This window comes from Blautia sp. RTP21359st1_E11_RTP21359_211015, assembly GCF_040910705.1.
GTDB classification, from domain to species: Bacteria; Bacillota; Clostridia; order Lachnospirales; family Lachnospiraceae; genus Blautia_A; species Blautia_A fusiformis.
In genome coordinates this window covers 1-11,126 of the sequence record NZ_JBDGAB010000085.1, presented here as the reverse complement: position 1 = coordinate 11,126, position 11,126 = coordinate 1, and the positions used below count along the sequence as shown (strand labels likewise).

Here is an 11,126-nt window from a genome sequence, read left to right as displayed (position 1 = left end):
ATCTCATCCAGACGACTGGATGGAAGGATGATCATCAGATTGGCGATTCGACCGATCACCTTAACGCCCTTATAAGTAGTGCCTGCCGGCACATTGTCATCCAGTATGCCCCTGATCACGTATCCCCATTGCGGATTCTGCAGGATCCTGTCTACATATTCCTCGGCAGCACGGCTGTATCCTACCAGCAGCACCTGTTTCTGGTTCATTCCTTTTTTGCGCATATCCCGGAGAATGTAAAATATGACCATACGCACAAACCATTCCAGGACGATATTGATCACACAGAAAGAAACCAGAGTAAGACGGGAATAGTCCAGCTCTTTAAAATTGTAAAGTGCAAACATGATGATAAGGAGCCCTAACGCATTTGCCTTCACAATTCCGGCAAGTACGAGACGACGCCCCTGCATTCGCATCGGTGTATAAAGATCAAAGGCCTGATAAAGAAGTAAATATCCCGGAATAATGAATATCAGCATAAACATATATTCCTGGACGGTCTTGGACTGGACCGCCGAATGTTCAAAAATTCCCTGAAAACGGATCAACCAGGCCAGGGCATAGGAGGCCGCGATCACAAATACATCGATCAGCATATGGAGACGACTGAAATTTTTCTGGTTGTCTTTAATCAATTTCCGCCACCTCATTTAAGTTCATTGCTTTTATCTTATAATAGATGAAACTCAAAAGCAATAAAATCTTCCCTCCGAAATATAAAAATTCTGTGAAAATATGATGTCTTAACCGGCAAAACGCCTAAAAATGTTGATCCAGAGTTCAAACTGGAGCTGTATATAACGCGGAAGATTCCTCATGGAAAATCTGACTTTTTTGTTTTTGCGGCTGATCTGAAAGCCGTTTTTGATGCCTGCAAGGTACTCACGTCCGAATCCCTTGGACGCAAAAAACAGGATCTTCGCACCGAATCCCACCAGAAAAAACGGAAGGTTCAGCACGATCTGGAAAAACGGCATATTCTTATAGATAAGATAAATATTGTTTCTGGAAGAATACCGGATCTTGAACTGATTATATCTGGAGCCGCTGGTGCCGCTTCCTACATGATAAACCTTCGCTTTTGGAGCATACCAGTTCTGATAACCGCAGATCCTGGCACGATAGCCGATATCCAGATCTTCCAGATAAGCAAAATGCTCCTCATCAAAATCTCCAATCCTGTCAATAAATTTCTTCCGGTAGATCGCAGCTCCCGCACAGGTGGAAAAAATCTTCTGCTCTCGGTCATAATGGCGGATATCCTTGCCTTTTCCCCTAGCAAAAGCCCAGCCAAGGGCACAGTAATAATTTCCGGCATCATCCATCTTGTCCCTGTCATGAAGCTGGATCATCTTTGCCTGACAGGAAAATGCCTTCTTATGTCTGCGCAGGGCAGCAACCATCTCCTCCAGGAAATCCGGTTCCGCTTCCGTATCATTGTTCAGAAGCAGCACATATGGGGAACGTGCCGCATGGATCCCTTCATTGACGGCTCTGCTGAAGCCGTAATTCTCCGGAAGCTGTATCATGTGTACCCATGGATATTCCGCTGAAACAAATGCACAGCTGCCATCAGTGGAACCATTATCCACTAGTATAACCTCAAAATTACGGATAGTCTGTCTTTCAAGACTGGAAAGAACACCATCCAGATATGCCATTCCGTTAAAGTTTGGTATGACTACTGTTACTTCCTGCATTGCTTTATCCCTTCTTCTTTCCCATTCCCGGAAGGGGCTTCAGGGAATAATTCCATTTGGTTAAAGAAAGATTTTTGTTATAGTATGGATCTCCTTTTTTCAGGATATCCAGCCAGTGACAGCGCATGTATTCGATCTCCGTCTGGAAACGGCGGACCTTTTCCTCGCTGTCCTCAGTGCCTCTTGACTTGGATTCGTAATGATAGAGCTTCACATACGGATCATAGACGATCAGATGGCCGTGGCTTCGCACCTTCAGACAGAGATCCACATCATTAAACGCAACTGCAAGCTCTTCCGTAAAGCCTCCTGCCTCCAGAAAAACTTCCTTCTTCATCATCATACATGCTGCAGTCACACAGCTCATATCCTGCAGAAGAGAAGCCTTATGGAGATATCCGGTACGCTCTGCCGGCATATTCACAAACATGTTCCCGGCAATTCCGCCCATTCCCACCACGCAGCCTGCATGCTGAATGGTGTTATCCGGATAGATCAGCTTGACGCCAACTGCACCTGTTTCCTTACGCTGGCACACGCTCAGCATCTCTGACATCCAGTCCGGATCGATGACCTTTACGTCATTATTCAGAAAAAGCAGGTAATCTCCTTTGGCATGGCGCACCCCGAAATTGTTGATGGCAGAATAGTTGAAGCCTTTTTTCCAGCGGATCAGATGGACCCTGGGATCCTCCGAAAGCTTTCTGTAATACCGGAAGATCTCTTCGGAGCTGCTGTTATTCTCCACAATGATGATCTCGTAATTTTTGTAGGCAGTTTTTTCAAAAATGGATTCCACGCAGGCCTGAAGCGTTTCTTTCTCCTCACGGTTCGGAATGATAACAGAAACCAGAGGTTCTCCCTGCACCGGATACTTCACACGGTAAAATCCAAAATCCGGAGTATGCTCCACGGTTCCCGGAGTTCCGGTCCGTTTGAGATTCCCCTCAATGGCACGTCTGCCGGCTTCAAAAGCATACATCTTGCTTGCCGGATTATCTGCTGTGGAGGATTTATGGGTCCTCCAGTGATAAAGGATCTCCGGTACATGGACCACTTCCCTGGCCTGCTCCACACAGCGGAAAATGAAATCATAATCCTGGGCGCCGTCAAATTCCCGGCGGAATCCGCCCACCGTCTGCACTACGGAACGTCTTACCACCAGAAAATGGCAGATATAATTATTGGATCTTAAAAGATCCAGGTTAAAGTCCGGTTTCAGATGGGGCTGAAAATGTTCAGAAAGATCTGTCGTGACCTTATCCTCATCTGTATAGATCACATCCGCCTCCGGATGCTCCTCCAGTGCCGCCGCGATCTCATACAATGCATTAGGTGCCAGCAGATCATCATGATCCAGAAGTGCGATAAAATCACCCTCTGCCATGGCAAAAGCTGCGTTTGTATTTTCTGCAATGCCAAGATTCTCTTTCAGATCCTGATAGCGGATCCTCCTGTCCATCTCTGCATAGGATCTCAGCACAGTCTGCATGTCCGGATCCTCCGGGCTTCCGTTTGCCAGACACAGCTCCCAGTTCTCATATGTCTGTGCAAGGAGAGAGTCCAGCATCTGTCTTAAAAAACGCTCCGGTGTCAGATATGCAGGTACCACAATGCTGATCAGCGGCCCATCCGGAAATTTGCGTTTCCGCTGCTTCTCCAGTGTTTCCTCGTCAGGTCTGTATGCCTCATACCATGGTCCGTAAGGAACCTCTTCCGGTTCAAAACGTTCATGAAGCCGGATCCAGAACTCTTTCAGGCCATAATGCTTCAGGTATCTTAAGCCCTTCTGTACTGTATAGGGGGAAAGCTTCTTTATAAGTCTGTCCCATTGGATCTTTCCTGTAGAATCATCTTTACTCATATATTATCTCCGTATTACTCAGTTTGATGTTACTGTTCACTCTGTTCTCAGTAACAGTTTGATGAACATATTTTACCATTCCATCATTTTTTTTGCAAGGAAGAGAGGAAATGTGTTATACTGAGCTTACGTATGTATTGCTTACATAAGAATTATTTTTTATACAGGAGTACCATTTATCATGAAAAAATCAAGAATAACCACAGCGCTTCTGGCTATTGGGATCTCCGCTTCCATGGTGTTCCAGACTCCAGTTTTCGCCACAGAAGAAACCGCTGTTGCTGTATCCTCCGGTATTACCACCAATGGGATCAGCGGATGGCCTCAGGGGCCTGAGATCACTTCCGCATCTGCCGTGATCATGGAAGATACTTCCGATACGATCCTCTATGCCAAGGATATGGACACCACGCTTTCTCCGGCCGGCGCAGTTAAGATCATGACCTGTCTTCTGGCACTGGAGAACAGCCAGCTTGACGATCAGGTTACCATGACAGAAACCGGCGTATCCGGTGTTACAGACGGAGGCGCTCATATTTCCTCACAGCTCGGAGAGGTATTTACCATGGAGCAGTGCCTTTATGCTCTGATGCTGGCCTCTGCCAATGACATTGCACTCCAGGTTGCAGAACAGATCGGTGGATCTGTAGATGCCTTTGTCCAGAAAATGAACGACCGTGCCAAGGAGCTGGGATGTACCAATACGGTATTCACCAATCCTACCGGTCTCCCGGATGACAACCAGCATACCACAGCACATGATCTGGCTCTGATCATGCAGGCGGCTATCCGTAATGACAGCTTCCGCACCATCTCCGGAGCCACCTCCTATACGATCCCGGCTACCAATGTTTCCGGCGGTACCCGTAACCTGACAAGCTCTTTTACCATGACAGATCCTGCATCCGCTTCCTATTATGAAGGATGTATCGGCGGTCGTGAAAGTACCACCACTGCTTCCGGAAGCGTTCTTGTCACAGCTGCACAGCGAAATGGTACTACTCTGATCGCAGTAGTCATGAACGGGGCGACCGGTCAGACAGCCAACGAAGCGATCTCACTTCTGGATTACGGTTTTTCCAATTTCCAGCTTCTGAATCTCAGCGAGGATGATTTTCACATCCTGTCCGGCGGCACTGTAATGGTTCCATCCGGTGCGACCGCAGACGACCTGACTACGGAAGATACGGAATCTGATGGTCAGATCTTACGCACCTATTCCTTTGGCGGAACTCAGGTGGGAACTGCAGTTGTCGAGGATTCCTCCCAGGAAAGCTCCTCCGATGTACTGGAAAATGATGAAAACATGGATTCTGCAAAAGCTTATTCCGAATCCAGATCCCAGATCCCGTATTTTGCCATTGGCGGTGTGGGCATCCTGCTCCTTATCCTTCTGCTGTGGCGCATGATCCGGATCATCCGTTCCTGATCTTGGTCCCCTGGCGGATATATTTCAGAATCAAAAAATCCCTCCTATGTACCGGTCATATCCGGATACATAGAAGGGATTTTTTTCTGCCATCTCACCATCTGGGTGTCAGCCATAAAACGGAACTACCAGGAAGATATAGCATAAAAACGGCGAAGCAGCCAGAAGTGCTGTCAGGACCCGGTATATCCACCTTCTGATATTTTCTTTTTTTACAAAACGCTCAAGCAGACGATTCCAGCCGGCTGTCACAAAATACATGGCCGGATACAGTGCCGGCATGATATAACGTCCCTGTGCCTGGTTGTCACTATAATATACATAATACATAAACAGACCCACAGGGATCAGGATCAGAAGGATCAGCAGCAGATGAAAGATCCCTTTTCTGTCCCATTTATCGTACACGGTTATTGTTTTTATCTTCAGCTTTTCACTTCCTGCTGCTTTTCGTTCTTTTACCACAGTACGTTTCTTCGGATAAAATATTCCCAGCATGGTCAAAATACCGATCCCACCCATTCCAAAGAACAGGAAATATGCCTTGCTCACACTATAAGGCATATAGATCTGCATCAGGCCAAAGGTTCCGATAAAGCTTACCAGAACTGTCAGCAGCCAGTTATGCTGCCAGCCCGGGTCCTGATACAGAAGGATATCCTTCCATGACCAGTTCAGCTTCTCCGGTGTAGGGTATCTGGACGGTCTGTAATCAACAGCCGCATATTTTTCCGCACACTGTGCACAGGCTTTTCTTCCGATAAGATCTCCGTCATAGAGAACGGCATTTCGTATAAACCACCAGCCGCATAAGGCAAAGGTTACTGCCGCGATCACGATCCCTCTCCGGAGCAGAAATGCAACTCTCTGTTTTACCGGCTCTTCCCTGCACAGAAGGACTGTCAGGCAGAAAAACAGAAAGCTGCATAAGATCCATCCGTAGGCATTATAGTAGGACAGTGCACAGACTGCCATTCCAACAGCCAGAAGGATCGAATTTCTGAAGCTCCAGTCTCCCGCTTCCAGATAACAGGACCAGGAATACAGGATCATCGCCATGGATAAAAGCGCCAAGGAATCCGTATTTACATATGTTCCCAGAAACAATGCCTGCGGCATAAAGCCTGCCAGTGCGGCAAACAGCCATCTTCCCTCTTTCGGAAAAAGCTTTCCGGATGCTTTCACCACAAAATATACCGCTCCAGTCACAAAGAGCACATCTGCCATCCTCGCCGCATGGAGTAATCCGTCTGCAGATGCATGGAACAGACCTGCGATCCCCATAAATACAGCAGATACCATATAGGAAAGGATCGGATAATAAGCATAGGAAATCCCCCATGTCGCATCACGGATGGTTGGCTCATCTCCAAGAGGCAGCTTTCCCGGATGCTCATGAAGATACTGTGCCACCATGTAGCGCATTTTTTCATCGGGGCCTGCCCCCAGGGGCTGCATAAACGCCCATGCAGTCAGGAGCAGAAATGCTGCTAGGACAAGAACCCCTGCCTGAACTCTCTCATCCTTCCAGATTTTTTTCTTTTCCAAAATATAACCTCCTATATCCGCTTCAGAGAGAAATCCTGGCTCTCCAGTGTAAGGTTCGGATTATAGTAAGGATCTCCGTCACGGAGGATCTCCGGCCAGTGCTTCTCAAAGGAAGCGATCTCGCGGTTAAATCTTGCCACCTTCTCCGGTGTATCCTCAAGACCTCTGGATTTGGATTCATAGTGATAAAGCTCCGCATAAGGATTGTATACAACCAGATATCCGGCTTTTCCCAGACGAAGGCAGAAATCTATGTCATTAAAGGCAACCTGAAATTCCTCACTTAATCCGTGAACCTTATCAAAGGCCTCACGCTTCACCATCATGCAGGCTGCGGTTACAGCGCTGTAATCCTGGGCACAGATGATCCTGTGGCAGTATCCGGTAGCGTCTCTCTTCTGCTGCACAAAGCAGTGTCCCGCAATACCGCCGAAGCCAACGACTACTCCTGCATGCTGCACGGTATCATCCTCATAATAGAGCCGCGCTCCTACAGCTCCCACATCCGGTCTCATACAGTATCCCAGAAGCTGCTCCAGACAGTCCGGGCTGATGATCTCCGTATCATTGTTGAGAAGAAGCAGATAGTCACCCTTAGCATGAGCAGCTCCGAAATTATTGATGGCAGAATAGTTGAAAATACCATCCCAGTACACCACATGGGCTTTCGGATTGGATGCTTCTAGCTCTTTATAGTAAGCAAAGGTCTCATCCTCCGTACTGTTGTTCTCCACGATCACATACTCATAATTGCGGTAAGTTGCCTTTTCTTCGATGGAATCAATACATCTCTTCAGATCATCAATGTGATCCTTGTTTGGGATGATGATGGAGATCAGCGGTTTTTCCTCCCAGAGGAATTTTGTACGGTAAAGTCCAAGATATTCACCCTTTTCGATTTCCACCGGAACTCCGATCCTGTCATAATGAGCCTTGATGGCACGTGCTCCTGCATCAAAGGCATACATCTTGCTTTCCGGATTCTCTGCTGTGGAATCCTCATGGCATCTCCAATGATAAAGGATTCTGGGGATATGATGGATCTGCTCTCTTCCCGCAGCTTCCACACAGCGGAACACAAAATCATAATCCTGTGCACCGTCAAATTCCTTTTTCAGCATTCCGATCTGATCCACGATCTCTTTTTTTACGACAAAAAGATGACAGATGTAGTTTACTGTACACAAAAGATCAATATTGAAGTCCGGTTTGAAATGCGGCTGAAAGAATTTGTGCCCGTCCATAGACATCTTATCTTCATCGGAATACAGAACCTTAAGCTCCGGATCCTCATTCAGCGCTTTCACACACCGGAACAAGGCGTCCGGCGTCAGCTCATCATCATGATCTGCAAACACGATAAAATCTCCTGTTGCCGCTTTCATGGCCGCATTGGTATTCTCTGCGATCTGAAGTGCCTGGTCGTTGCGGATCACACGGATCCTGTCATCACTTTTTTCCAGCCTGTTCAGATAATCGGTAAGAGGAGAATCTGCTCCGCTTCCGTCGGAAAGACAGAGCTCCCAGTTCCCGTAGGTCTGGGCTTCTATGGAATCTACCAGCTGCTGGAGATATTTTTCCGGTGTTTTGTAAAGCGGGATCACAATACTGAATTTTGGATTCCTGGAAAATTTCGTTTTTCTTTCTTCTGCAAGCTCTGCCTTGTCCGGCAGATGCTTCACGATCCATTTGGAATAATCCACCGGACGGTTTTTACGGTCCAGCACCTTTCCAAATACCTTTCCGGTAAGGGCTGCTGCCCCGTGAAGCTTCATGTAACGGCTTCCCTTACGGAAATATACCGCAGCTTTCTCCGCAAGGCGCTTCTGTGGCTGCAGATGTACCAGACGAAGCGTCCGCACATTGCCTGCCTCAAATACAATGTAGAATTCCTTCACACTGTCATAATGGAATTCAAAGAAAAAACCGCTCTTCTCATCGATTTCTGTTTCCTGGTACTGATTCTGTACATCCACACGTTTCAGTCTGGTGATCTCGCAGGGGATTTCCTTCCGGCTGCGATCCTCCAGGCCTATGGTCAGGGGGCTGTTAAAGGCTGCCCAGCCACGGACACGGCAGATCTTTTCCCCGGCTTCCACCTCGATGCTCTCAATAAAGTACTGCGGTTTTCCCTGTTTCCTGTAAAGCTGTGCTGCAGGAACAGAAAACCACCGGATACGTTTTTCACCCTTTACCGCATAAACAACAAGCTTCTTTTTGCCCTCCAGATCCGGCAGGCAGATTTCCATCTGCACACGTTCTCCGTTTACCAGATCCAGATCCTTAAAGCGCTCCAGGGCGCTGACACGCTCCTGGGCACTGATGGCTGCCGGAAGCTTTTCCCCGTCAAGAACGGCTTCCGGCTTATGATCCTTCGGCCAGGTTCCCTGAAGGTGATACAGAGAACTGTCCTTCAGGTCAAACCTGTCCTTTTCTACTTCGTATAGCTCTCGCTGCATAACAATTCCTCCATTGCATCCTTTCCGGTATTTACTGTAAGGTAATGTTCCATAACCTTCTGATGTGCGGCCTCACCCATGGCTTTTCTGGCCTTCTCATCAGTAACCAGAGCTTCCAGGGCATTGACCCACTCTTCTTTTGTGGTGCACATCCAGCCATCTTTTCCGTTTTCGACCACGTATTCCATCTCACAGTTACGGCTCATGACACTCGGAACCTTTACAAGGGCAGCCTCTGTCCACTTATTCTCGGATTTGCACCAGTGGAACAGGCTGTTCTCTAGCGGCATCAGATTGATATCAAGTCCTGCGATCACGGCAGGCAGCTGTCTCCAGTCCATAAACGGAAGCTTCTCGATGCGGTTCTGCACCGGCTCCATTCCGGATTCATCCAGCACACCCACCAACTTCAGGTAAACCTCCGGGTGGCGCTCCATCACCTCCAGAAGTGCTGCCTCCACCTGGGCAAAATCCTGATCATGGGTTTTGGAACCACTTAAATATCCGATATAGATCCGGTCTTTAGCCTTGTCTGTCTGCTCCACAGCCTCGTGAGACAGGATCTCCATCTCCATACTCATACAGTTGCGGTTGATCACCACCGGTTTTTCCGGAAATTCTTCCCGGATCTCTCCTGCCAGTGTCTCCGTAGATGTAAAATATCCGTCGCAGAATCCCATACATCCGCGGATACGGTCTGTAGTTGTGCGGAAGTCACTGTACTCGCTTCCCTTCAGGAAATGCAGCCCGGAAATTTTTTCGTAATTAAATACTAGGTCATCCACATCATAGTAAACAGGGATTCCGGCTGCTTTCGCCCGGTTGGCAAGCAGTTCTGCTTCCATCAGCTTGCTGCAGCGGTACATCACGATCGCTGTATATTCCTCGATCTTTTCCTGCTCTGCCTGATCTATCTGGATAAACTTCGATGCATAGCCTTTAAGGATCAGCTGCTCCCGGAAATGCTCCACACGATATCTGGAGGCAAAGGAAATCTCCTCTCCTACAAAAAGAAGCCTGCGTTTTTCCACAGGGAGCTCACTTTCGCCGAGAGTTTTCCACAGAGAAATCATCTCTTCCACAATATTCTCCGGCTTCTCATCTTTCAGAACAAGGCCCTTGGCATAGCGTTTCACACGTTCTACAGGTGCACCTACCGGAAGTACCGCTACCGGAAATCCCATGGAAATGATCTCCGAGGTTGTGTAGGAGAAGGTCTCCGGCCATACGGACGGGATCAGGAACATATCAATATCCTGCTCCAGGGTAAGTCTTGGGATCTCCTCTCTTGTATATCTTCCTGTCTGGGAAAATACCGGACTTTCGATCTCTTCGTCGGAAGTACCGATCAGTCTCAGACGGATATTCAGTCCATTCTCTTCGATATATCCAGCAAGCGCCTTCACAACCTCCAGGCCTTTTTTGTAGCAGAGTACGCCGATAAGACCAATGTTAAAGGTCTCTGTGGTTTTTTTATTTTTTTTCACTGCCGGAAGGTAATGGGGTGCATGCGGGATCACATGGAGATTGTATACATCCGGATAAGCACGCTTGAACAGCCTTGCCGTATCATCGGAAAATGCACGGATCTCATCACAGTTTGACAGAAATTCCCGGAATTTTGTACGCCAGAGCGTTCCGGTTCCGTATTCTGTGCAGGCATTGCTGCGGTTATCCGGAATACATTTATCGCAGACCTCACAGGATGGAACACCACAATATTTTCCTTCTGCATCAATCAGATTCACTGCCGGGCAAAGGGCAAAGAAATCATGAAGAAGCATAAGGAGCTTCGCACCCTGCTCTCTCTTAAGACGCAGGATACGTTCCAGGGTTCCGTAAAGATTCTGATAGGTCACAAGCTCGTTGATCCAGATCTCATCCACACGCATCAGCTCACCAAGGGCAGTTTCCAGATCATTTGCAAAAAATTCCATCTCATACTGCTTATACTGATACGTAAAGTAAAAACGATTGCTTACGATATTATAGCGGATGGTCACAAAACGGTATCCTTCCCGCAGAGCCAGACGTCTTTTTTCCACAAGATAAGCCGTTGCACCGCCGCCAAGATCATGGTCAAAGGCCACAATAGTAGGCACATCCAGCTTCCTGTTGAGAAG

The 11,126-nt window shown here is 47.7% G+C and carries 6 protein-coding genes and 1 pseudogene; 1 reads left to right on the top strand and 6 read right to left on the bottom strand.

What is annotated here, in order from left to right; translation table 11 throughout:
• From AB5026_RS17975 to AB5026_RS17965, 3 genes and pseudogenes are all read right to left on the bottom strand, one after another.
• A pseudogene (locus tag AB5026_RS17975) lies at positions 1 to 638 on the bottom strand (undecaprenyl-phosphate glucose phosphotransferase); the annotation flags it as partial.
• Between the two features lie 108 nt (positions 639 to 746).
• Positions 747 to 1,703 (bottom strand): glycosyltransferase family 2 protein, encoded by a 957-nt coding sequence (locus tag AB5026_RS17970; RefSeq protein ID WP_147602830.1) that lies wholly within the window; start codon positions 1,701 to 1,703, stop codon positions 747 to 749.
• Positions 1,704 to 1,707: 4 nt separating this feature from the next.
• Positions 1,708 to 3,567 (bottom strand): glycosyltransferase family 2 protein, encoded by a 1,860-nt coding sequence (locus tag AB5026_RS17965; RefSeq protein ID WP_021651910.1) that lies wholly within the window; start codon positions 3,565 to 3,567, stop codon positions 1,708 to 1,710.
• 181 nt (positions 3,568 to 3,748) lie between these two features.
• On the opposite strand from AB5026_RS17965, the gene AB5026_RS17960 reads away from it, so the two are divergent.
• Positions 3,749 to 4,996 (top strand): D-alanyl-D-alanine carboxypeptidase family protein, encoded by a 1,248-nt coding sequence (locus AB5026_RS17960; RefSeq protein ID WP_173739809.1) that lies wholly within the window; start codon positions 3,749 to 3,751, stop codon positions 4,994 to 4,996.
• Between the two features lie 108 nt (positions 4,997 to 5,104).
• Here the strand turns inward: AB5026_RS17960 and AB5026_RS17955 are convergent, their stop codons facing one another.
• The 3 genes from AB5026_RS17955 to AB5026_RS17945 form a co-directional block, all read right to left on the bottom strand.
• The gene (locus tag AB5026_RS17955; RefSeq protein ID WP_368214079.1) at positions 5,105 to 6,544 is read right to left on the bottom strand and encodes an ArnT family glycosyltransferase; all 1,440 of its coding nucleotides are present in this window, start codon (positions 6,542 to 6,544) and stop codon (positions 5,105 to 5,107) included.
• 11 nt (positions 6,545 to 6,555) lie between these two features.
• Positions 6,556 to 9,003: a glycosyltransferase family 2 protein gene (locus tag AB5026_RS17950; RefSeq protein ID WP_368214078.1), complete on the bottom strand. Its 2,448-nt coding sequence runs from the start codon at positions 9,001 to 9,003 to the stop codon at positions 6,556 to 6,558.
• Positions 8,979 to 11,126 (bottom strand): glycosyltransferase (locus AB5026_RS17945; protein WP_368214077.1); only part of this gene is annotated, 2,148 nt, incomplete at its 5' end. The genes AB5026_RS17945 and AB5026_RS17950, both read right to left, overlap by 25 nt.